22 protein-coding genes and 1 pseudogene are annotated in these 24,026 nt (G+C 42.2%); 3 read left to right on the top strand and 20 right to left on the bottom strand.

Going from position 1 to position 24,026, the window contains the following annotated elements; genetic code table 11:
• Positions 1-15: 15 nt before the first annotated feature.
• The 3 genes from AB1I63_09280 to AB1I63_09270 form a co-directional block, all read right to left on the bottom strand.
• Positions 16-936, bottom strand: a complete 921-nt coding sequence (locus AB1I63_09280; protein ID MEW4355023.1) for a DMT family transporter — start codon at positions 934-936, stop codon at positions 16-18.
• 95 nt (positions 937-1,031) lie between these two features.
• Positions 1,032-1,463: a hypothetical protein gene (locus tag AB1I63_09275; GenBank protein ID MEW4355022.1), complete on the bottom strand. Its 432-nt coding sequence runs from the start codon at positions 1,461-1,463 to the stop codon at positions 1,032-1,034.
• A 168-nt stretch (positions 1,464-1,631) separates the two neighbouring features.
• Positions 1,632-2,981: a glucose-6-phosphate isomerase gene (locus AB1I63_09270; GenBank protein MEW4355021.1), complete on the bottom strand. Its 1,350-nt coding sequence runs from the start codon at positions 2,979-2,981 to the stop codon at positions 1,632-1,634.
• Between the two features lie 300 nt (positions 2,982-3,281).
• Between AB1I63_09270 and AB1I63_09265 the strand changes: the two genes are divergently transcribed.
• From AB1I63_09265 to AB1I63_09255, 3 genes are all read left to right on the top strand, one after another.
• Positions 3,282-4,268, top strand: a complete 987-nt coding sequence (locus tag AB1I63_09265; GenBank protein ID MEW4355020.1) for an IS30 family transposase — start codon at positions 3,282-3,284, stop codon at positions 4,266-4,268.
• 72 nt (positions 4,269-4,340) lie between these two features.
• Positions 4,341-4,823 (top strand): transposase family protein, encoded by a 483-nt coding sequence (locus tag AB1I63_09260; protein ID MEW4355019.1) that lies wholly within the window; start codon positions 4,341-4,343, stop codon positions 4,821-4,823.
• The gene (locus tag AB1I63_09255) at positions 4,705-5,598 is read left to right on the top strand and encodes an ISL3 family transposase (GenBank protein ID MEW4355018.1); all 894 of its coding nucleotides are present in this window, start codon (positions 4,705-4,707) and stop codon (positions 5,596-5,598) included. The genes AB1I63_09260 and AB1I63_09255 overlap by 119 nt, the downstream gene beginning before the upstream one ends.
• A gap of 307 nt (positions 5,599-5,905) precedes the next feature.
• Here the strand turns inward: AB1I63_09255 and AB1I63_09250 are convergent, their stop codons facing one another.
• From AB1I63_09250 to AB1I63_09170, 17 genes and pseudogenes are all read right to left on the bottom strand, one after another.
• Entirely contained in the window at positions 5,906-7,102 is a 1,197-nt protein-coding gene (locus tag AB1I63_09250) for a serine hydrolase (GenBank protein MEW4355017.1), read from the bottom strand.
• Positions 7,030-10,482, bottom strand: coding sequence for an SH3 domain-containing protein (locus AB1I63_09245; protein ID MEW4355016.1), 3,453 nt, complete (start codon positions 10,480-10,482; stop codon positions 7,030-7,032). Before AB1I63_09245 ends, AB1I63_09250 begins: the two co-directional genes overlap by 73 nt.
• A gap of 209 nt (positions 10,483-10,691) precedes the next feature.
• The gene (fusA, locus tag AB1I63_09240; GenBank protein ID MEW4355015.1) at positions 10,692-12,773 is read right to left on the bottom strand and encodes an elongation factor G; all 2,082 of its coding nucleotides are present in this window, start codon (positions 12,771-12,773) and stop codon (positions 10,692-10,694) included.
• A gap of 483 nt (positions 12,774-13,256) precedes the next feature.
• Positions 13,257-13,727: a 30S ribosomal protein S7 gene (gene rpsG, locus AB1I63_09235; GenBank protein MEW4355014.1), complete on the bottom strand. Its 471-nt coding sequence runs from the start codon at positions 13,725-13,727 to the stop codon at positions 13,257-13,259.
• Positions 13,728-13,745: 18 nt separating this feature from the next.
• Complete coding sequence (gene rpsL / locus AB1I63_09230) at positions 13,746-14,159, bottom strand: 30S ribosomal protein S12 (GenBank protein ID MEW4355013.1); 414 nt, start codon at positions 14,157-14,159, stop codon at positions 13,746-13,748.
• A gap of 203 nt (positions 14,160-14,362) precedes the next feature.
• Positions 14,363-15,046: a hypothetical protein gene (locus tag AB1I63_09225; protein ID MEW4355012.1), complete on the bottom strand. Its 684-nt coding sequence runs from the start codon at positions 15,044-15,046 to the stop codon at positions 14,363-14,365.
• Positions 15,047-15,058: 12 nt separating this feature from the next.
• Positions 15,059-15,880 (bottom strand): pur operon repressor, encoded by an 822-nt coding sequence (purR, locus tag AB1I63_09220; GenBank protein ID MEW4355011.1) that lies wholly within the window; start codon positions 15,878-15,880, stop codon positions 15,059-15,061.
• Between the two features lie 285 nt (positions 15,881-16,165).
• Positions 16,166-17,113, bottom strand: a complete 948-nt coding sequence (locus AB1I63_09215; GenBank protein ID MEW4355010.1) for a 3'-5' exoribonuclease YhaM family protein — start codon at positions 17,111-17,113, stop codon at positions 16,166-16,168.
• Positions 17,103-18,320, bottom strand: a complete 1,218-nt coding sequence (rmuC, locus tag AB1I63_09210; protein ID MEW4355009.1) for a DNA recombination protein RmuC — start codon at positions 18,318-18,320, stop codon at positions 17,103-17,105. The genes AB1I63_09215 and rmuC overlap by 11 nt, the downstream gene beginning before the upstream one ends.
• Before the next feature lies 1 nt (position 18,321).
• Positions 18,322-18,954 carry a thiamine diphosphokinase gene (locus AB1I63_09205; protein ID MEW4355008.1) on the bottom strand — a complete coding sequence of 211 codons (633 nt, stop codon included), beginning with the start codon at positions 18,952-18,954 and terminating at the stop codon, positions 18,322-18,324.
• Positions 18,947-19,606 carry a ribulose-phosphate 3-epimerase gene (rpe, locus tag AB1I63_09200; protein MEW4355007.1) on the bottom strand — a complete coding sequence of 220 codons (660 nt, stop codon included), beginning with the start codon at positions 19,604-19,606 and terminating at the stop codon, positions 18,947-18,949. The genes AB1I63_09205 and rpe overlap by 8 nt, the downstream gene beginning before the upstream one ends.
• An 11-nt stretch (positions 19,607-19,617) precedes the next feature.
• Positions 19,618-20,496, bottom strand: a complete 879-nt coding sequence (rsgA, locus tag AB1I63_09195) for a ribosome small subunit-dependent GTPase A (GenBank protein ID MEW4355006.1) — start codon at positions 20,494-20,496, stop codon at positions 19,618-19,620.
• 262 nt (positions 20,497-20,758) lie between these two features.
• Entirely contained in the window at positions 20,759-21,634 is an 876-nt protein-coding gene (rsmA, locus tag AB1I63_09190) for a 16S rRNA (adenine(1518)-N(6)/adenine(1519)-N(6))-dimethyltransferase RsmA (protein MEW4355005.1), read from the bottom strand.
• Positions 21,635-21,668: 34 nt separating this feature from the next.
• Positions 21,669-22,096 (bottom strand): annotated as a pseudogene (locus tag AB1I63_09185) (HIT family protein).
• Position 22,097: 1 nt separating this feature from the next.
• Positions 22,098-22,637, bottom strand: coding sequence for a DUF1697 domain-containing protein (locus tag AB1I63_09180; GenBank protein ID MEW4355004.1), 540 nt, complete (start codon positions 22,635-22,637; stop codon positions 22,098-22,100).
• Positions 22,630-23,193, bottom strand: a complete 564-nt coding sequence (gene rnmV / locus AB1I63_09175; GenBank protein ID MEW4355003.1) for a ribonuclease M5 — start codon at positions 23,191-23,193, stop codon at positions 22,630-22,632. The genes AB1I63_09180 and rnmV overlap by 8 nt, the downstream gene beginning before the upstream one ends.
• 1 nt (position 23,194) lies before the next feature.
• Positions 23,195-23,971, bottom strand: coding sequence for a TatD family hydrolase (locus AB1I63_09170; protein ID MEW4355002.1), 777 nt, complete (start codon positions 23,969-23,971; stop codon positions 23,195-23,197).
• Between the last annotated feature and the right edge of the window lie 55 nt (positions 23,972-24,026).

The raw sequence follows: 24,026 nt of genomic DNA, 5'->3' as shown, positions 1-24,026 counted from the left end.
GCAAAACCTAACTTTTTAATGCATTTCTTGACCTGTACGAGATTCTTCAATAGATAGAAAAACCATAGGCACCACAACCAAAGTCATAGCGATCAATAAAATCCAATCCATCTGCAAGCCTAGAAAAAGAACGCTCAAGAAAGCCGAAGACAAAGGCTCACTAGCGCCAATGACAGATACAATCAAGGGAGAAACCAAGGAAGCTGCTTTCATAGACACTAGAAAAGAGAGAGCTGTTCCAAATAAGGTAATCGTTAAAATAATGGCTACACTCACCCAATCAAGCGTAAACGTCACTTTCGTCATCGGATACAGACTATTACTCAAAAGCCCTGCCACTAACATTCCCCAACCAACCGTATTGATAAAGCCATAATTCTTTGCAAACCGCTGGGGTAAAATCACATTAAATCCTACTGCAATAGCACTTAAAAGACCAGTCACTAGCGCAAAAGGTGTAATCGCTAAAGTCGAAAAATCCCCTTTAGTAGCCATTAAAGCCACCCCAATCATCGCTAATGCAATATAGACAATAGCTAAAAGAGACGCTTTTTGCCGCTTCATCACGTGATTATAAAGAAGGATAAACACAGGACTCACAAACTGCAAAATCGTTGCCGTTGCAGCATTAGAAGATTCGATACAGAGATAAAAGAAAAACTGAACCGAAAAGACTCCCAAAATCGCATAGGCTAAAAAAGGAAGAAAAGAGCGCCGACATTTCCAAATCTCAAAAATCGCCATTCCCTGTTGACTCGCAGATAGCAACAAGACACTCACCCCTGCAATCACCAAACGAGTTGAGGTAATCCACCCTGAGGACACCTGATAATGACTGAAAAAATACTCTCCTAAAATGCCACAAATCCCCCAGATCACCCCAGAGAATAAAGCATATAAAATCCCCTTAAAGATACGTTTCTGATACTGATTCATTGGACTATTGTATCAAAATCATATGGAAAAAGGAAGAAAAATTTCTTGAATTTTTCATAAAAACAAGGGATATTTCTATTCCTTCAACCAATCGTTTATCCACCTAAAGCAGCGGCCATCTCATCAACCATCTTTTGCAACTCATCACGGTAATCTTTGAGAAACTTTACTAACTCGCTCTTACCAACTAGCGGAGCCTTGCCCAAAATGCCATATTGTTTCTTTTGTTGCTCCACACTCTCTACGACACCATCTCTCATAGCTTGATAAGCCGCTGCATTCCCTAATCCCTGACGCGAAACTATAGCTTCATAATTAGTGATGTAATTATTGACAATATATTCATATATGGTCAAATAATCCTGATAGGTCTTAATGGATTCAATGGTCGAATCAGACACATCGTGCGGCTCAAATCCTGTTTCTATCTCTTTTTCGCTAGAGGAACTGCTAGCAGATTCATCAGTCTTTGTGACCTCTTCTGAACTAGATGGACTTGTGGATGATGGAAGTGATGATGTTGTCATATTCCGATCTTTAAACTTGCTCAATCCTCCTCCAAGTACCAGTAATACCATCACTATAAAATGGAGGATATCGCTAGATACAATATAACCTAAAAAGCATTTTAGGGATAAAAATGAATATTTTCTCATCAAAAAACGACCTCCTCACGGAAGCCGTTCCCATCGCTTTTACAAGCGAGCATTCAATTCTTTGCTCAATTCTTCAAATCCAGGTTTTCCAAGAAGAGCAAACATATTTTTCTTATACGCTTCTACCCCTGGTTGGTCAAATGGGTTAATCGCATTCAAGTAACCAGAAAGGGCAATAGCAAGCTCGAAGAAGTAGATCACATATCCAAGAGTAAATTCATCTTGTTCTGGAAGCGTCACAAACATGTTTGGCACATCGCCGTCTGTGTGAGCAAGAAGAACACCGTCGGTCGCTTTTTTATTGACAAAGTCCACATCTTTTCCTTGGATGTAGCCAAGTCCGTCCAAATCTTCTTCAAATTCAGGGATAATCACATTTTTACGAGGTTTATCCACACGGATAACTGTTTCAAATAGGATACGAGCGCCTTCTTGGATAAATTGACCAAGTGAGTGCAAGTCTGTTGAGAAGTTGGCAGATGTTGGGTAAATCCCTTTTTGGTCTTTTCCTTCTGATTCCCCTGCTAATTGTTTCCACCATTCGCTAAAGTATTGAAGAGATGGCTCATAATTAACCAAGATTTCAGTCGCATAGCCCTTGCGGTACAAGATATTGCGAAGTGCTGCATATTGATACGCTTCATTTTCAGCAATCTTATCGGATGTATAGGCTTTACGAGCCGCATTTGCACCATCCATCAAAGCTTTGATATCCGCACCAGAAGCTGCAATTGGAAGTAAGCCCACTGCTGTCAACACAGAGAATCGTCCGCCAATATCATCTGGCACCACAAATGTTTCCCAACCGTTTGCATCTGCTTCAACTTTTACCGCACCTTTTTCACGGTCTGTTGTCGCATAAATCCGCTTGTTGGCTTCTTCTTGACCATATTTTTGAATCAACAACTCTTTGAAAACACGGAAAGCAATCGCTGGTTCTGTGGTTGTACCTGATTTTGAAATCACGTTAACAGAAAATTCTTTGTCTGAAACGTATTCTACCAAGTCAGCCAAGTAAGTAGATGAAATAGAGTTTCCAGCATACAAAATTTGCGGTGCTTTACGCTCTTCTTTTGTTTGCAAGTTTGCAAAGTGATGATTCAAGAAATCAATCGCTGCCTTAGCTCCAAGGTAAGAACCCCCAATTCCGATAACGACCAAAACATCGCTATCAGATTTGATTTGCTCAGCTGCCTTCAAAATACGATCAAATTCTTCCTTATCATAGTTTTCAGGAAGATCCAACCAGCCCAAGAAGTCGCTGCCTGCGCCTGTTCCTTTACGCAACAACTCATCTGCCGCTGTTACCTGTGCTTGCATATAGTCCACTTCATGTGGCGCTACAAATTTATCCAAAACTTTTGAATAATCAAATGTAATATGTGTCATGTCTTTCCTCCATTTATTCTTCTCTCCTATGATAACGCTTTAGAGCTAATTTAGCAAGTCATTTCTGTCATTTAAAGCGTTTACATACGCTGTATGTTTCTATCTATGCTAAAAAGAGGTTGGAACAAAAGTACCCAACCTCCTTATGTTGGCTCTATAATTTCTGTAGTGGGTAACTCCCGCCACAGGACTTATAGGGCTTTTTGAGTCTTGAATTTACAATATAAGTGCACAATAAAAACTCATAAGATTTTTTCTAGTAAAATAAAACTGAACAAACATCTTACGAAAGGAAATCTTATGAGCTACCATCATTTTACCATAGATGAACGAGAAAGTATTCTGATTTATCGTACTAAAGGGATGACCTTTTCTCAAATAGCACGACTATTACATCGGCACCCCTCAAGTATTAGCCGTGAATTAAAACGTCATTCAAAACAAGGCAACTATTCGCCTAGTAGGGCACAAACAGCTTATCATCTCGCTAAATCGCATTGTGGGCGAAAAAGGAAATTAGAAATAGACACTGAACTCAGTCAGACCGTCAAGCATCTTTTTCTTGAGTGTCAATGGTCGCCAGAAGAAATTGAGGGGCGATTACGTTTAGAACGAGAAAGACCCGTCATTAGTTATCAAACCATTTATAGAGCTATCTATCGCGGTCACTTTGACGACACGCCTCTTTCACATGGTGCTCGTGGGGGTGTTCGCAAACTTCGTCACCATGGTAAAACACGCCATACACAATCCCATGTGGAAAAGCGAGGAAAAATTCCTATTTCTCATACCATTCATGAGAGGCCAACAGCAGCTAATGAACGCTCGAGAATAGGTGATTGGGAAGCCGATACTGTTGCTGGAAAGACTGGAAAAGCTTGCCTAGTAACACTCACTGATAGGCATTCCCGCTTCCTCAAAATTCAGAAAGTAGCTGTCAAGAAAAGTAAATTGGTTATAGAAGCCATGGTAAATATGTTAGAGTCCCTACCAAAAGAAACAGTGACTCCTGATAGAGGTAAGGAATTCTCAGGACATCCTGAACTCACCGAGAAACTAAATGTCGAAGTCTATTTTCCTGATCCTCATGCTCCTTGGCAACGAGGAACAAACGAGAATACAAATGGCTTATTGCGAGAGTATTTTCCAAAAGGAAGTGACTTAACAGAGGTAGAACACTTGATCATTCAGGAATGGGAAGATAAATTAAACAACAGACCACGAAAATGTCTAAACTGGAAAACACCTTATGAAATTTTTTATGGGATAAATGTGCACTTAATTTGACAATTCGCCGTACAAAAAAGTCCCATAAATCTTATAATGAAAAGTGACTAAACCATCATTAGAAAGTAACTTATGGAACACATTAATAATACCACACAACTCATCGGAATAAAAGACAAACATATTACGATTATGGAAGTTCTGAAAACTGACTCCCATCTTATCATCAAAGCTACTCTAGATTACCTACCTCCTTTGTGCCCTCATTGCCAAGGTAAGATGGGAAAATATGATTTTCAACGAGTGTCCACCATTCCATTCCTAGACGTTCAAGCTATGCCTACTGTCATTAAATTACGGAAACGCCGTTTCCAGTGTAAACAGTGCCGGCGTGTCACCGTGGCTGAAACACCCCTGGTGAGAAAGAATTACCAAATTTCTGAACCTGTCTGGCAGAAAATGACGGCTGATCATACTGAAAGACTAACGAACTCTGATATCGCTAAGAAGAACCACGTGTCTGTCTCTACCGTACAGCGAAAGCTTACTCAATTCACCTTCAAAGAAGACTTCTCAAGACTTCCTGATATCCTATCTTGGGATGAATTCTTCTAGAAACAAGGGAAAACTAGCCTTCATTGCTCAAGATTACAAGACGAAAAAGATCATTGCTATCCTTGAGAATAATCGTCAAACTACCATCAAAAACTATTTCTATAAATATTCTAAAGAAGCTAGAAAGGAGGTTAAAGTCTTCACCCTAGACATGTCCGGGGCTTACATTCCCATCATCAAGCTGCTCTTTCCTAATGCCAAAATTGTCCTCGACCGCTTCCATATCATCCAACATCTCAACCGTGCCATGATGGCATCTAGAATCGCTATTATGAAGCAGTTTGATAAGCAGTCATTACCTTACCCTATCTTGAAGAATCACTGGCGAATACTCCACAAAGACAGCCGCAAGCTCTCTGATAAACTCTTCTATTCGCGGACACTACGTGAAACGAGAACACCTAAAGAAATCGTGGATATAACGCTTAAATTCTCAGATGAACTTCAATTCTATTACGATCTCTATCAGCTCCTCTTATTCCACTTTCAAGAAAAGAATAGCCTTCACTTTTTTTCACTTATGGAAGATACTATAAAGCTTGTTAATCCACCTTTTAAGAAAGTTTTCAAAACTTTTCTACGATACAAGAAATATATTAGGAACGCTTTAGAGCTTCCCTATTCTAATGCTAAGCTAGAAGCTACCAACAAACTTATCAAAGATATCAAACGACAAGCTTTTGGTTTTAGAAACTTTAGTAACTTTAAAACCAAAATTCTCATCACCTTAAACATTAAAAAAGAGAGGAACATTAAGATCCTCTCTCGGGTTTAGATTCTCATCTACCCACTACAGTTGACAAAGTGCCCTTATGTTTATAGTTTGAATAGCTTGATGCAATCGTTATCGCTGGGTTCAACGCTCCAGTGGAGCCGTTTAAGAGAACAGAAAGTTATGATTCACTTATCCATGATAAATCACTATTCTACGAGCCACATCAACCTTGCGGGATATGAACACCCCAGCGGACTATTGATACCTGAGCCTAAAAACTGGAAAGCGAAGACTACAAAATCGATTTCTTCGAAATCATGATAGAATCTCACTCCCAATTCTTATACGAACAATTTACTTGTTACATTTATAGTAAATTTGCAATTCCGCGACCAAATTGTGCAAAACGGTTTGTATTCGTGAAACCATTGCTTCCTGGTCCTTGCGTTAACAATCCTACTGCATAAGCACGTCCATGTTTCTTTATAATCGCAATATCATTTTCTACACCAAAGGCTGGATCATTCCCAGGTTTATCCCAAGTTTGGGCAATTCCTTGGATAGTAGCTGGCAACCATAATTTATAATAATTATTAGACAGTTTATTGAGCATAGAACGATCAGAATTCGCACTAGCTGTTGATGCAGTATTATAAATATTCTTCAACAAGTCAGTTGCTTCAACAGCAGAGATATAGTTTTCCAACCCTGCATTAATCTGAGATGGAATTCTCATATAACGATTCAAAGTAGTTTTGGTATATCCTAAACGACGAATTTCATCATTCACTGCTTTTACGCCACCAACAGCAGTAATCATAATATTTGTTGCAGTATTATCACTATATTGAACCATCATGCGAGTAATATCATCTAAGGTATAAGTCTTTCCTGCCTTTCCAGTCAAAGCTACGGAAGCCTCCACAATATCTGATGATTTGACAGTGTAAGCTTTACTTAAGTTCAATTCCCCACGCTCTGCTTTTGCAAAAGCACTAGCCATGATAAACAACTTGATTGTAGATGCAGAACGTTGAACGTTATCATTAATCGATAATAATTCTGTTCCATCTGTTGGCATAACGACTAAAGATTTATCTCCTGGTACTTTATTAAACAACTGCTCAAACTGTGTTTTAATAGCTGCAAGCTCTTTCTTAATATACTCACGAGGAGCTGGAGTCGTTACCTGAATTGTATTATTAGCAATTCCAACTAGCTTATTATTGCCTAGTTCATAGTAAGTATGGATATTATAAGTACCATCTTTTTGTTTGGTTGCTACATACCATTCCAAATCATCTTGACCGTTACTATCTGACCATACTGCTACTTTAACACTCTTAATACCAGCTTCGTGTTTTGCATTAGTAATAGTTGTAGTAAATGTATAATTTTGTTTATCAATATCCGAAATAGAAACTGTTCCAAATGCTGTTTCTGATTTATCTACTGGTTTTACTGGAATTTCAGGCTTAGTTGCTGTGGGTTTTACCTCCCCTCTGGTAATTTTACCACAGGAACATAACGACGGTTGCCACTGTAAGAAACATAGCTCAACCATTGGTAACCTTCGGATGTCAACGTGCGGTCATAGTTCACACTTTGGCCTGCTTCGTAGGTTGCTAGGTCTGGACTTGACAACTTCGCTTCATTTTTCACACCGGCACGCTCTTTGAACGTATAGCTGCCTGAATCTGGTAGAAGAGTTTGATTAGATACAGCTGGTTTATTTTCAACTGGCTTACTTGGAGTTGGCTGTGCCGTTGGTTTAGTCTCGGATGGTTTACTTTCTGTTGGTTTGGTTTCTACTGGTTTAACTGCTTCTTGCAATTTAACCACAGGAACATAACGACGGTTGCCACTGTAAGAAACGTAACTCAACCATTGATAGCCTTCGGATGTCAACGTACGGTCATAGTTCACACTTTGGCCTGCTTCGTAGGTCGCTAGGTCTGGACTTGACAACTTCGCTTCATTTTTCACACCGGCACGCTCTTTGAACGTATAGCTACCTGAATCTGGTAGAAGAGTTTGATTCGCTACGACTGGCTTGCTTTCAACTGGCTTACTTGGAGTTGGCTGTGCCGTTGGTTTAGTCTCGGATGGTTTACTTTCTGTTGGTTTGGTTTCTACTGGTTTAACCGCTTCTTGCAGTTTGACAACAGGAACATAACGACGGTTGCCACTGTAAGAAACATAGCTCAACCATTGGTAACCTTCGGATGTCAACGTGCGGTCATAGTTCACACTTTGGCCTGCTTCGTAGGTTGCTAGGTCTGGACTTGACAACTTCGCTTCATTTTTCACACCGGCACGCTCTTTGAACGTATAGCTACCTGAATCTGGTAGAAGTGTTTGATTCGCTACGACTGGCTTGCTTTCAACTGGCTTACTTGGAGTTGGCTGTGCCGTTGGTTTAGTCTCTACTGGTTTGACTGCTTCCTGCAATTTAACCACTGGAACATAGCGACGGCTGCCACTGTAAGAAACGTAACTCAACCATTGATAGCCTTCGGATGTCAACGTACGATCATAGTTCACACTTTGACCTGCTTCGTAGGTCGCCAAATCAGGACTTGACAACTTCGCTTCATTTTTCACACCGGCACGCTCTTTAAATGTATAGCTACCTGAATCAGGAAGGAGATTTTGATTCGCTACGGCTGGCTTGCTTTCAACTGGCTTACTTGGAGTTGGCTGTGCAGTTGGTTTAGTCTCGGATGGTTTACTTTCTGTTGGTTTGGTTGCTACTGGTTTAACCGCTTCTTGCAATTTTACCACAGGGACATAACGACGACTACCACTGTAAGAAACGTAACTCAACCATTGGTAACCTTCGGCTGTCAAGGTGCGGTCATAGTTAACACTTTGACCTGCTTCATAGGTCGCTAAGTCTGGACTTGACAGCTTAGCTTCATTTTTCACACCTGCAGCCTCTTTGAAGATATAGCTACCTGAATCTGGTAGAAGATTTTGATTCACTACGGCTGGCTTGCTTTCAACTGGTTTACTTGGAGTTGCTTTAGTTTCGGTTGGTTTGGCTTCTACTGGTTTAACTACTTCTTGTAGCTTAACCACAGGGACATAACGACGACTGCCACTGTAAGAAACATAGCTCAACCATTGGTAACCTTCGGCTGTCAAGGTGCGGTCATAGTTAACACTTTGACCTGCTTCATAGGTCGCTAAGTCGGGACTTGACAGCTTAGCTTCATTTTTCACACCTGCAGCCTCTTTGAAGATATAGCTACCGGAATCGGGGAGGAGATTTTGGTTCACTACGGCTGGCTTGCTTTCAACTGGTTTACTTGGAGCCGGCTGCGCCGTTGGTTTAGTCTCGGATGGTTTACTTTCAGTTGGTTTAGTCTCGACTGGTTTGACTGCTTCTTGCAGTTTAACCACAGGTACATAACGACGACTGCCACTGTAAGAAACATAGCTCAACCATTGGTAACCTTCGGCTGTCAAGGTGCGGTCATAGTTAACACTTTGACCTGCTTCATAGGTCGCTAAGTCGGGACTTGACAACTTCGCTTCATTTTTCACACCTGCAGCCTCTTTGAAGATATAGCTACCGGAATCTGGAAGGAGATTTTGGTTCACTACGGCTGGCTTGCTTTCAACTGGTTTACTTGGAGCCGGCTGCGCCGTTGGTTTAGTTTCGACCGGTTTGACTGCTTCTTGCAGTTTAACCACAGGTACATAACGACGACTGCCACTGTAAGAAACATAGCTCAACCATTGGTAACCTTCGGCTGTCAAGGTGCGGTCATAGTTAACACTTTGACCTGCTTCATAGGTCGCTAAGTCGGGGCTTGACAACTTCGCTTCATTTTTCACACCTGCAGCCTCTTTGAAAGTATAGCTACCTGAATCTGGTAGAAGTGATGAGGTGGAAGTGGCTGGTTTAGAAGTTGAAATATTTGGTGTTGTAGCTGTTGGACGTGTCACAGTTGAACCGAAATGTTGATAGTAATCCAAAATACCATCAACAATTCCTGTTGCTAATCTTTGTTGATAGTCACGATTCACCAATTTAGCACGTTCAGCAGGAGTTGATAAATAGCCTAGCTCCACTAATACTGCTGGAGCAGTTGTTTCACGTAAAACTGAAAAAGTTGTTCTACGAACACCTCGGTTGATTGCTCCACTTTGGGCTAACGTATTTTTATGAATAGATTCTGCCAAATAGGCACTGCGTTTCAAACGCTCTGGATCAATGTGATACTGACCATTCAAACGCGAAGGATAATCTCGGTCATACTCGTACCAGTAAGTTTCAATTCCTTGTGGAGATGAGGCATTTGACGCATTTATATGGATGCTGACAAATAAATCAGACGCTGACTGATTCACATCTCTAGAACGATCTAGCAATTCAACATAACGATCGTTAGTTCGGGCAGATTTCACTTCATACCCAGCACTTTGTAACTGTTCTTTCACAAGATTATGAATGGATAGAGTTAAATCTTTTTCATGAACGCCTCCATAGCTAGCACCAGAATCACTGCCACCATGTCCTGCATCCAAATAAATAACCTTATTCACAACTTGGTAATTTCCTTGAGACGCTGAACCTTGCTGTTTTTCTTCGACTGGTGCCTCAACTGAGGCTGATCTTTCAAGCTTGTTCTCTTCAGCAGATACAACTGGTGTCTCAACTTGGGCTGTTTTTTCAGCCTTATCCTCTTCAACCGCTACGGCTGGTGTCTCTACGACTTTTTCTTCAGCTGTTGAAGGCTTCTCTGGAATTTCTACAGAATTTGCTATCGTAGGCTCTGCATTGGTCTTAACTTCTGAACTATTTACATCTGGTACAGGCTGAGTATTTACACTCTCCGTATCTGCTGCAGCTGCAGCCGCGTTTCCAATCATTCCGACAATAGCAACAGTAGCAACAACCCATCTTTTTTTCGCTTTATACATCTTTTTTCTCATAGCCATCTCCTCACTGACTTGTTAAATATTTCTTTATGGTATTATAGCATATATTTTTAAGAAAATCTATCAACATCTAATTTTTCAGATCATTTTTCCTAAAAAATTCCTCTACTTATCTATTCGTAAAAAATATGATTTTTTGAAGAAATATTAAAAAATTTTTTTAAAAAAAGCACCTGCTAAAGAGCAGATGCTAGATGAAGAGATTAAGCTTCACCGTTGTGTTTTTTAATGATTTCTTCTTGTACTGACTTAGGTACATCTTCATAGTGGTCAAATACCATCATGAATGTACCACGTCCTTGAGATGCAGAACGAAGAACTGTTGCATAACCGAACATTTCTGCAAGTGGTACATACGCACGAACGATTTGGCTGTTACCATGTGCTTCCATACCGTCTACACGTCCACGACGAGCTGTTACGTGCCCCATAACATCTCCAAGGTTTTCTTCTGGAACTGTGATTGTTACAAGCATCATTGGCTCAAGGATAGCAGGTTGTGCAGTTTTCGCTGCTTCTTTAAGAGCAAGAGATGCCGCAACTTTAAAGGCAGTTTCAGATGAGTCGACATCGTGGTATGAACCGTCGTAAAGTTTTGCTTTTACGTCAACGATTGGGTATCCAGCAAGAACACCGTTTGCCATAGACTCAACCAAACCTTTTTCAACCGCTGGGATGAATTCACGTGGAACCACACCACCGACGATTGCGTTTTCAAACTCGAATCCTTTTCCTTCTTCGTTTGGAGTAAATTCAATCCATACATCACCGAACTGACCTTTACCACCTGATTGACGTTTGAAGAATCCACGAGCTTGAGTTGAAGCGCGGAATGTTTCACGATAAGATACTTGAGGAGCACCTACGTTTGCTTCAACCTTGAATTCACGACGCATACGGTCAACAAGGACATCCAAGTGAAGCTCACCCATACCTGAGATAACTGTTTCACCAGTTTCAACATTTGTTTCAACGCGGAATGTTGGATCTTCTTCAGCCAATTTAGAAAGGGCAACACCCATCTTATCTTGGTCAGCTTTAGATTTTGGTTCAACCATCAATTGGATAACTGGTTCTGGAACGTTGATTGACTCAAGGATAACTTTTGCTTTTTCATCAGTCAATGAGTCACCAGTTGTAGTATCTTTCAAACCAACGGCAGCAGCGATATCACCTGAGTAAACAGTTTCGATTTCTTGACGGCTGTTTGCGTGCATTTGAAGGATACGTCCGATACGTTCACGTTTACCTTTAGAAGTGTTCATTACGTATGAACCTGAGTTAAGAACACCCGAGTAAACACGGAAGAATGTCAAACGACCTACGAATGGGTCAGTCATGATTTTGAAGGCAAGGGCTGCAAATGGCTCTTCATCTGAAGCTGGACGCTCTTCTTCAGCATCTGTATCTGGGTTGATACCTTTGATTGCTGGGATATCAACTGGGCTTGGAAGGTAATCGATAACCGCATCAAGCATCAATTGAACACCTTTGTTTTTGAAGGCAGAACCACACAATACTGGGAAGAATTCAACGTTGATTGTTGCTTTACGGATAGCTGCTTTCAACTCTTCATTTGTGATTTCTTCACCTTCAAGGTATTTCATCATCAATTCTTCATCAGTTTCAGCAACTGCTTCTACCAATTTTTCACGGTATTCTTGAGCTTGGTCAAGGTATTCAGCAGGAATATCTTCTTCAAGAATGTCTGTACCAAGGTCATTTGTGTAGATTTCAGCTTTCATCTTGATCAAGTCGATGATTCCACGGAAATCGTCTTCTGAACCGATTGGCAATTGGATTGGGTGAGCATTTGCTTGCAAGCGATCATGAAGAGTGCTTACTGAGTAAAGGAAGTCTGCACCGATTTTGTCCATTTTGTTGGCAAATACAATACGAGGAACTCCGTACTCAGTTGCTTGGCGCCAAACTGTTTCAGTTTGTGGCTCAACCCCTGATTGTGAGTCAAGAACGGTAACCGCACCGTCCAATACACGAAGAGAACGTTGTACTTCGATTGTGAAGTCCACGTGTCCTGGTGTGTCGATGATGTTTACGCGGTGGTTGTTCCATTGTGCAGTTGTCGCAGCAGATGTGATTGTGATACCACGTTCTTGCTCTTGCTCCATCCAGTCCATTTGTGAAGCACCTTCGTGTGTTTCACCGATTTTATGGATTTTACCAGTGTAGTAAAGAATACGCTCGGTTGTAGTTGTTTTACCGGCATCGACGTGGGCCATGATACCGATATTACGAGTTTTTTCTAGTGAAAATTCGCGTGCCATTATGTTCTCCTATATTTAGTTAAATTTGTTTACAGTTCATTATAGCATATTTTAGAAAAAAACGGATAGGCAGACCTACCCGTTCTAACATGCTTGTTTAGTTTGTAAGCTGGTAAAAGATACGTTTTCAATGAAATGATTTAATTGAACTCAACTTGAGAGCAACCAGTCCAAAAAGATAAAACTTCCTAGAAGCTCAAGCTTCGTTGTCAGTTTACCTATTTTGTCCTTGCTCTCTGCGTCTCTGTATCTTAATTGAACTCGGGCTAAACGCTAGGTGAAAAAGATGAAGTTCCTTGTGTCCAAGAGACACCACGTCACTTCCCTATTTTCACTGTACGTTTTTAACGCCCTTAGTATCTTAGATTAGTTGAATTCAGGCTACAAATGTCTGCCAAAAAGATAAATTCTCCTAGAGTTTTAAAACTCTTCGTCGAATTTCCTATTTTGGCTAGCATTTGTTTAACGCCTTCATATCCTATATTACCAACGGAAGTGTGCAAACGCGCGGTTCGCTTCTGCCATACGGTGAGTATCTTCACGTTTCTTCACAGCTGCACCAGTGTTGTTTGCTGCATCCATGATTTCTTTTGCAAGACGGTCAACCATTGTGTGCTCACCACGGTTACGAGCGATTGTTACCAACCAACGAAGTCCAAGAGTTGTACGACGTTCTGGACGAACCTCAACTGGGACTTGGTAGTTAGATCCACCAACACGACGTGCACGCACTTCAAGTACAGGCATGATGTTTTCCATTGCTGTTTCAAATACTTCAAGTGCATCGTTACCAGTAGCTTCTTTGATTTGTTCAAAAGCTCCGTAAACGATAGATGCAGCTGTACCACGTTTTCCGTCAAGCATAACGCGGTTGATCAAGCGTGTTACTAATTTTGAATTGTAAAGCGGATCTGGCAATACTTCGCGCTTAGGCGCTTGGTTTTTACGACTCATTTATCTTTATCCCCTTTCTTACCCTTTTGGACGTTTTGTACCGTATTTAGAACGGCCTTGTTTACGATCATTTACACCTGCTGTATCAAGTGCACCACGAACGATATGGTAACGTACCCCTGGAAGGTCTTTTACACGTCCACCACGAAGAAGCACCACACTGTGCTCTTGAAGGTTGTGTCCAATACCTGGGATATAAGCAGTAACTTCGATCAAGTTGCTCAAACGTACACGGGCAAATTTACGAAGGGCTGAGTTAGGTTTTTTAGGTGTCATTGTTCCAACACGAGTTGCAACACCACGTTTTTGTGGTGAGTTCTCACGAGTAGGAACACGTTTAAGGCTGTTGTAACCAACGTTCAAAGCTGGTGATTTAGATTTTTCTACTTTTGATTTACGCGGTTTGCGAACCAATTGGTTAATTGTAGGCATCTACATTCTCCTGTATTTTTTTATTTTTGGGTGATGATCCACTTGGTGACAGCGACCATCTGTGTGTACTTTGCAACTATTTGTCAGCACGTCTCTGTACACTTTTGAGAGACCAAAAGTAAAAAGTACCGTCTGTTATTATAACACGACGATACTTTTTTGTCAATCATTTTTTCTAACAAATGAGGAATATAGTGATTTCTCTACTCCGCAGTGCTAGATGAAGTGCTATCGCCTTCTGAAGATGGCTGTGAAATAACGGGTTCTGCCGCTGGAGGCTCTGGGGTAGTAACCGGAGCTGTTGGGCGCGTCGGTTGAATTGGCTGAGTCGGTTGAACAGGTTGAATGGGTTGAACCGGCTGGACAGACTCAAATGACTGAACTGGTTGAGTCACTGTAACCTCTTCTTCCTGTACAGATTGACTTGGTTGAACAGGTGCTTCTTCTGATGATACAGGCGGTATAGAAGCTGGTGTAGAAGTTGATTCACTAGAGGTACTTGCTTTCGCTTTTTCTTCCTCTGCTTCAATCTTGCTCTCCACAGCTTTTAAGCGTTTCTCAAATTTATCTCGAATCGCCTTATCCTTGATTTTAGCAATTTTTTCTTTCAAGGGAGCAATTTTCTCTTTTTTAGGAGTTGCTTCAATCTTTTTCAGCTCTATATCAATCTCTTTTTCCAATTTTTGCTGTTCTTTGCGGTCTTTTTCACGCTCACTCAAGGAAGTTTGTACAGTCGCAGGTTGGTTTGCAAGCAATTTCTTTTGCTCCTCTGCCCGCTGTCTTCCAACCATCAATAATCCTGATACTAAAATAGCCATAAGGACAACGATGACTGTTACACGCGACCACAGCGGACTTTGATCAAATTTGTCAAATAGACTTTTCACGTCATTACCTCATCATTCTTTATCAAAAATATTTCCAACTTCAACATCAATTTTGCTAGCTTTGACGTCTATATTGGTCACTTTAAGGAGAGATTTATAGTCAAATTTATCTCTCGCTGCTTGAGCATTATCTGCAAAGACGGCTACCCCTGCAAGTTCTGAATCAAATTCTGCCAAAAGGCTGACCATCCCATTGATGGTTCCTCCTCCTTTTAGGAAATCATCTACAATCAAGACACGGCTGCCAGCTTTTAAACTACGTTTAGATAGAAACATCTTTTCAATCCGATCCCCACTTGAACCTGAAACATAATTCACACTGACGGTCGAGCCTTCTGTAATTTTCAAATCTCTACGGACGATGACAAAGGGTACATTTAAAACATTTGCCACGGCATTGGCTAGAGGAACTCCTTTTGTTGCGACCGTCATGACCGCGTCAATCTTTTGCTTACGAAAAGCTTTTGCGATAATCCGCCCGATATTTTTGAGAATAGCTGGCGTACTCAAGAGATCAGAAAGGTAGATATAGCCACCAGGCAAGATTCGGTTGCTCTCAGATAACTTATCTCGCAACTCTTCCACCATAGCACGCCCTTCTGTGTCTGAGATAGATGGAGTAAAAATCACCCCACCACCTGCGCCTGTGATGGTCTCGACATGGCCAATTTCCATCTCTTCAAAGGCACGCTTGATAATCACGATGTCCTCAGAAATAGAGGATTTAGCAGATTCATACTTTTCAGCAAAGGTATTTAAACTAGTTAGTTCATAAGGATGGTTCATGAGATAATTAGAAATCACTACCATCCGCTCACTTCTTCTTAATTTCATTCTGTCACCATTTCATTGATATTTTTTCCATTATACCATAAAAGCAGAAAAAACGAACATTATTTTGTATCTAACATCCGTTTTTCGCTTTTTATTGGGTTTTCTCACATGTAGAACCTGTATTCACAGCTCAGCAACTCTATTCAGGGCTTATTTTTCGCTACTCATCGTTGCCTTTTCTCGAAATACAGTCAGTATTCCTTCAAAAAACGCCTTGATTATCGGAAAATAAACGCCCGATTAGAATCACTTCACTTATGAATACAGGTTTTTAATCCAGAATCCCTAGTCCTCATCGAAGCTTGGTTTGTAAAAGGTTCGATTATCAAGGGCAAAGATTCGATTGGTCATCTCGCCTGGCGCAACTAAATTGAGGGCTGTGGTCATCATCATCATTTCGGCGTCTAGGTTGTCAATCATATGAAGAATCTCTGCTTCCATAATTTTTGGACGAACAGGGCTACCATACTCCAAAAGCCCATGATGGCTGAGAATCACATGACGTAGGACAATAACTTCCTCTTTGGTATCATCAATCTGCAATTCAGACAATGTCTTGGTAATCTCCTCATCAATTAGGGCAATGTGCCCAATGAGATTGCCACGAACCGTGTACTCAGTCTGGTCTGGCCCTGTCAACTCAATGACTTTTGCCAAATCATGCAGCATAATCCCTGCATAGAGTAGGCTCTTATTTAACTGCGGATAGATGGAACCTATGCTATCAGCCAAGCGAATCATGGTCGCCGTATGGTAGGCTAGACCTGCTTCGAAGGCATGATGATTGGTCTTAGCGGCTGGATAGCTATAAAATTCCTTGTCATACTTGGCGTAAAGCGAACGCACTACTCGCTGCCAAATCGGATTTTCAATCTGGAAAATCATCTTGGAAATATAGTCACGCAAATCAGCTACATTAACTGGCGGTTTTTCCTTGAACTCCGCAGGGTCATTTGGCTCACCTGCTTTTGGCAATCGCAGGGTGATTTGGTTGACTTGTGGGGTATTATTATAAACCTCCCTACGCCCTTGCATGTGAACAACCTTACCAGCTGTAAATTCTTCTACATTGTGGGGCTGAGCATCCCAGAGCTTGCCTTCAATCGTTCCTGTATTATCTTGAAAGGTGAAGGCTAGGTAGTTCTTCCCAGCTCTCGTCTGGCGCACTTCGGCAGATTTTATGAGGTAAAATCCTTGAAAATGCTCATCTTTTTTCATTTGGTTAATCTTCATCTACATCCTCTTCCTCTTGGAACTGGAGCAAGTCAAGCTCGTCTTCCTTTGCTAACTCAATATGCTTCAAGGTTCGCTCAATGGCATTGGTCCGCCGCATCAAGAGCTCATCAATATTGCCAGACGCATGCTGCAAATGCTTCTGCGCCTTGGTCAAGATTCCAGAAAACTTGCTAAACTCTGTCTTGACATTACCCAAGACCTTGCTAATATCATCGGCACTTTTTTGGATATTTAGGGTTTTAAAACCTACGGAGAGCGAGTTTAAAAGAGCTGATAGGGTCGTTGGTCCTGCCACCACGATCTGCTCTTCTCGCCTAAGACTGTCAAAAAAGATAGGCTCTCGGACGACTTCTGCGTACAAGCCCTCTGTCGGCAAAAAGAGAATTCCAAAATTAGTCGTGTGAGGCGGTGCGATATACTTGCCCTTGATATCCTTGGCAAACCGCTTGATACTAGATAGAAGAGCCTTTCGGTAAAGTGCTATTTCTTCTTTATTACCAGCTTCATAGGCGTCCTCTAAGCGATAATAGTCTGCCAAAGGAAACTTGGAGTCAATAGGGAGATAAAGCGGGGTATCGCTCTGCCCTGGTAATTTCACCGCGTACTCCACGCGCTCACTCGAGTTTGGTATGGTCGCAAACTCCACCTCATACTGACTGGGAGTTAAAATATCCTCAATAATCTGAGCCAGCTGCAATTCGCCCATAATCCCCCGCGTCTTGGTATTAGACAAGACCTTGTTGAGCGTCCCTACATCTCGTGCGATATGCTGCATTTCTCCCAGACCACGGTTGACGGACTCGAGTTGTTTTGAAACTGTCTCAAAGGAGGATTGCAGGCGACTTTGTAGGGTTTTATCCAGCTTTTCCTCCACTGTCTGCCTCATCTGTTCCAAGCGCAATTCATTCGAAGCTTGGATCTGCTGCATCCGCTCATCAGTCTTGTCACGATTCTTGCTGAGATGCTCTGCCATTTCCAAGCGAAACTCTGTCAAACGGTCACTCAGTGCTAATTCCAGCTGCTGTGCCTGTAATTGGCTGGCTTGTCGTTCCTCACGAAAACGGTAATCTAGCTGGTCTGATAAGTGATCCGCTTGCTCCTCCAAGCTCTCTTTTAATAGGATCTGCGTTTTCTCTTTATCCTGCCAAAGCAAAAAGAGCAAGACAACATTGACCAATCCTAAAACAACAATGATCCACTCCATACTAGCTCCTATCCTTACTGTAAATCACGACCAGATAGCCCTTGGGGCAGGTCACTTCAATGGGGCAGTCAACAAATTCATTAGAGCTGTAAATTTTTTTTGCAAAGAAATTCTCATGATTTAGAGGGTATTTCGCTCCTTTAATCGTCAAAGGGCTAGATGATTCTGACATAAAAGCTACATAGGTCATACCTGCTTTCTCCTCCACTGTATGTGTTCCTTCTGGAAAATAACAGAGCAGATTTTGCTCATCGACCAAGCACAGCTGACGCATGTAAGGAGCGAGTTTCTCATCACTCGGCAGAAAGATATTGGACAAGGTGTGATCCAAACGTCCACCAAAAGCACCAAAGACAGTCACTTCCGCCTCTGGCATTTTCTGAAAGACCGTTTTTAAGGCTAGTTCCAAATCCGTATCATCCTTTTCAGGCTGTGCCTGAATCACTTCCTCTGCTGTCTTTCGAATCTGACTAAGTTCAGAGCAACCAACTGAATCAAAATCACCAATGGCAAGATCAAGTGGTAAGTCTTTTTCCAACAGGAAAAAGGCCCCACGATCCACGCCAACAAAATAGTCAAAGTCTGTCTGATAAGCCCCTATACGCCCCCCTGCAAAGACTGCTATCCTAGTCATGGAGCGCATCTCGTAAGTGAGCTACTTGCTGATTGACATCGCCTTTAAAGACATAGCTTCCTGCCACAAATACGTTGGCACCTGCTTCTTTTGCCGTAGCAATCGTCTGATCATCAATACCACCATCCACCTCGATGTCAAAGTCCAAACCTTTTTCTGCTCGCAAAGCGACCAGCTGACGAATCTTATCCATGGTTTCTGGCAAGAAAGCCTGTCCTCCAAAACCAGGGTTGACCGTCATGACCAAGACCTGATCCACCAAATGAAGAACATGCTCAATAGCAGCAATCGGAGTTCCTGGATTGATCACCACACAAGGTTTGACCCCTGCTAGGCGAATCTTTTGCAGAGCACCGTGAATGTGCGGAGTCGCCTCCACATGAATACTGATAATGTCTGCACCTGCCCGTGCAAAATCCTCAATATGATGCTCAGGATTTGACACCATCAAATGGCAATCAAATACGAGCTTGCTATGCGGACGCATGGCAGCTACCACTCCAGCACCAAAGCTGATATTGGGCACAAAATGCCCATCCATAATGTCGATATGGACATACTCTGCTCCGCTGTTCTCAATCTTCTTTAACTCCGTTTCAAAATTCGCATAATCAGCACTTAAAATCGAAGGGGCAATCTTAGATAATTTCATCTTTTTCTCCTTTACTTAGGGAATTTTTTAGCAGTTTTCTTAAAGGTTTCACGGCGATTTTCAATCTCACTGAGCATTTGCAAATAATTGTCAAAACGAAAAGCTGCAATCGCACCATCTTCCACCGCTACCTTGACCGCACAAGCTGGTTCGTGCGTATGGGTACAGGTCCTAAATTTACAAGCTTGACTGACTTCTTTGACCTCTCTAAAACAGTTATTTAGCTCTTCAGCCGTATCTACCTCATAATCAAGGGAAGAAAAGCCAGGGGTATCTGCAATCTTGCCTCCATTAAGGTCATAAAGACTGACAGCCCGCGTCGTATGCCGACCACGTCCCAGACTTTCTGAGATTTCACCTGTTTCCAACGCTAACTCTGGCGCTATTTTATTTAATAGTGTGGATTTTCCAACCCCTGTCTGCCCCATAAAGACTGTAATCTTACCTGTCAAAAGCGGCAAAAGCTCCGCGACAGTCATCACCACATCATAGCCAACTGCCTCATACACCGTCAAAAACTCAGCCAAATCATCAGAACTCGCCAGCAAATCCGTCTTACTGATATAAATAATGGGGTGAATTCTCTTATGCTCCAATAGCACCAAAAAACGATCCAAGAGATTGGCGTTAAACTCAGGCTCTTTAGCTGACATGATGACCACTGCCTGATCGATATTGACAATCGGCGGTCTCACCAAGCTGTTTTTGCGTTCATGAATCTTTAAAATATAGCCCTCAGACTGCTCTTCTGCCGAAAAATCCACTACATCGCCCACATAGGGGGTCTGCCCTTTCTTGCGAAAATTCCCACGCGCACGCGTCTGATATAGCTTTCCATCACTCTCGACATAGTAAAAACCAGCCAGAGCTTTCATAATCTTTCCTTGCAAATCGTCTCCTTTATTGCGTTATAGTTGTTTAGTTTTGATTTAGTACAAGGTAACGACGTAATAAATGAAAACCAAATGACTATACTACTGTTTATTATATCAAATTTTCCAAGAAAATGGCGAGAAAATTTATAGTTCCTCATAAAAATCACAGACGAGAAGAGACAGGGAGCATATCAAAACAACATAGCTAAAAATGAGCAGTAAAAAAGGAGTGAGCATGCTCTCTCAATCCTTTTTGATCTCTGAAAATACTGATTCACTAGCCCAAACCTTCTGCCTTCAAGCTATCCGTCAAGCGGGCAAAATCCTCCAAAGTCAATGCTTCACCGCGGACAGACGGCTGCAGATTGGCTGCTGCTAGAGCTGCTTCTAGCTTTTCTTTGACACCCTCGCTCTTTCCAAAATAGCTGGTCAAATTATTCCACAAGGTCTTGCGGCGGTGAGTAAAGCTAGCTTTTGCGACCTTAAAGAAAAATCTCTCATCTGATACCGCGACCGCAGGCTCAGGTCGTCGCACCATTTTCAAAATCGCACTGTCCACATTGGGCGCTGGCACAAAGACCGTCCGTGGCACGATAAAGGCGACCTTTGCAGTCATGTAATACTGTACCGCAATCGACAAGCTACCGTAAGCTTTGGTATTGGCTTCTGCGGAAATGCGGTCTGCCACCTCGCGTTGCATCATCACAACAAATTCACTAAAAGGAATACCACTTTCAATCAAGTGCATCAAAATCGGTGTCGTGATGTAGTAAGGGAGATTGGCCACTACCTTGATTGGCAAATCAGGATTTTTAAACTGCTTGACGTGCTCCGCCAAATTGGTCTTCAAGATATCCTGATTGACCACGGTCACATTGTCAAAATCACGCAGGGTATCTGCCAAAATCGGCACCAAACGCTCATCAATTTCAAATGCCATGACCTCCGCTGCTCGCTCCGCCAAAAATTCCGTCAAAGCACCGATTCCAGGTCCAATCTCAATGACATTGACTGAACTATCAATCTCTGCCGTATCTACAATCTTCTGTAAGATATTGGTGTCCGTCAAAAAATTCTGACCAAAGGACTTCTTAAACGTAAAACCATGACGCTCCAAAATCGCACGCGTCACACTATAATCTGCAATTCTCATATTTCTCTTTCTAATTTTCAAATTCAGCTAAAAGTTATCTCTTCATCTGTTCTAATTCATTGCTTGAAATTCGTGTCTCATTAGCGTACATGCCTTCAAAAGGAAGCCACCAAACTGGGCCTTTGCCATCACGACCATAACTCCCTAAATCACCTGCTTTTCTCGGAAAAAGATGCCAATGTAGATGAGCATCTCCATTTCCCAGACTTTCAATCTTCATTTTATCCGCCGAAAAAGCTAGGCTGACTGCCTCTGCTACATCTGCCATTTCAGATACATGTTTATCCCGAAATTGCTTGGGTAAATGATGCAATTCCGTCACATGCTGTTTGCAGAGGAAAAGGGTATAGCCTTAAAAATGCTGATGGTCTCCGATAACAACATAGCCGTTTCAAGTTCTTTCACAAAGTATGGATTTTTCCCTAAGCGAATCCAATCAATCCGTTCACAAATCAGACACATATTATTGTTCCTCTCCTAGCTCGCTCAATCGTGAAACCACATTCAATTTCCTCATAGTCGCTCGAATGCCCAACCTCTTTTCCAGAAAGTTGGTATTCCACCGTTTCTTTTTGGCATCACGTGGCAAGTATAGATACAAGCACTCGTCACCTTGCACAATCTTTTCATCGCCAAGATCTTCTTGAAGTAGTTTTGCCAGCTTATCTTGCACAATCCTCTCATTTGTAAAGACCAAGTGCACTCGAGACCTATCAAAGGAATTATCAAACGGCTGTTCTGTCACTGCTCTCTCCAACTGATGAGGAGTTTTGACAATCACAGCCAAATCAGCTCCAATCTTGTCATAGATTACATCATGAACCAACTTTTGGATTTCCTCATCCGTTTTTTCTGTTCTCAAGATGACATTTCCACTTTGAATATAGGTCTTGACTTCTTCAAATCCAGCTTCTTGCAAGATTTCTGCCAAATAAGACATCTTGGGAATACGATTTTGTCCTGTCGGGGTCACCCCACGTAACAATACAATCTCCTTACTCATACCCCTCCATGACCTTTTCCACATCCGCCAAGGAAATGCCAAACATCTCGAGCCGTTTCAAGAGTTGCTTGCCATTGGTGTAGCCGATGCGGAGTTGCTCTCCGAGGTATTCCCTGCGTTTGCGGCTGTCTCCACCTGCAAGAAATCCTAGGCGAATCAAATCACCCCGTGTGATGTCAACGTGAGCTTTTTCTTTATCTGCACCACCTAGTACCTGCGATAGCGCCCTGTCCAAGTCCTCAAAAGAGGCATGCTCAATACCAAGCGATCTTCCCTTGGTTTTCGAGCTAGGCGCCGCCTCATCTCTATTTAGAAAGGCATGCTTGGCACTCGGAACAGCTGCCATAATCATCTTGCGAATCCGCTCCCCATTAAAGTCAGGGTCTGTAAAGACAATCACCCCATGCAGGTCATTCAAGCGCTTGATGCGTCCAAGGTCCTCCTGTGAAATGGCTGACCCTCTGGTTTCATAGGTTTCTACCTCGTAAAACCGCTTGAGATTTGCCGTATCATCGCGACCTTCCACCACGATAATTTCTCTTATCTTCCGCTTCATATCAGTCTGTCAATCCAAATAGTCGTTGCGCATTGGCGTAGGTCCTACTTGCAACTTCCTCGCTAGATAAACCACGTAATTCTGCAATTTTATCCACAACATAGCGGGTATAAGCGGTACGATTTTCCCGTCCACGTTTGGGAACAGGAGCAAGATACGGTGCGTCTGTTTCGACCAAAATTTTATCTAGTGGCAAGTGAGTCGCTACTTCTTGGATATCTAAAGCTTTCTTAAAGGTAACAACCCCTGACAATGAAATGGTCATGCCAAGCTCGATAAACCGCTCTGCCATTTCCAAAGAGCCTGAATAAGAGTGCATAATCCCTCCACGCGGTCCTACGCCCTCGCTCTTGATGATGTCATAGGTATCCTCCAAGGCGTCGCGAGTGTGAACCACAAAAGGCAAATCAAACTCTTTTGCTAAGGCAATCTGCTGGCGGAAAACCTGCTCCTGTACCTCTTTAGGAGCTGTCATCCAGTGATAATCCAAGCCAATCTCGCCCAAAGCAATCACCTTTTCTCGCTTAAGATTCTGACGCAAAAATTCCTCAATCTCGTCAGTATAGGTGCCAGCTTCCGTCGGGTGCCAGCCAATGGTCGCATAGATTTGCTCATAGCGTTCTGCTAAGTCCAAGGCACGCGCAATCGTCAACTTATCAAAGCCCACCACATTCATTCTCGTCACGCCCATTTCTGCTGCTAAGGCTAATTCCTCCTCAACGCGCCCCTCAAACTCTTCGCTATTAAGGTGGGTATGGGTATCAAAAATTTGAATCATTGTTTCTCCTGTACTCTTTGCCATTTAAAAGCTCATTTTATCCATTATACCGCTT

The sequence above is a fragment of the Streptococcus pneumoniae genome (assembly GCA_040719455.1).
Taxonomy (GTDB): Bacteria; Bacillota; Bacilli; order Lactobacillales; family Streptococcaceae; genus Streptococcus; species Streptococcus pneumoniae_G.
This window is presented reverse-complemented; position numbering and strand designations above follow the sequence as displayed.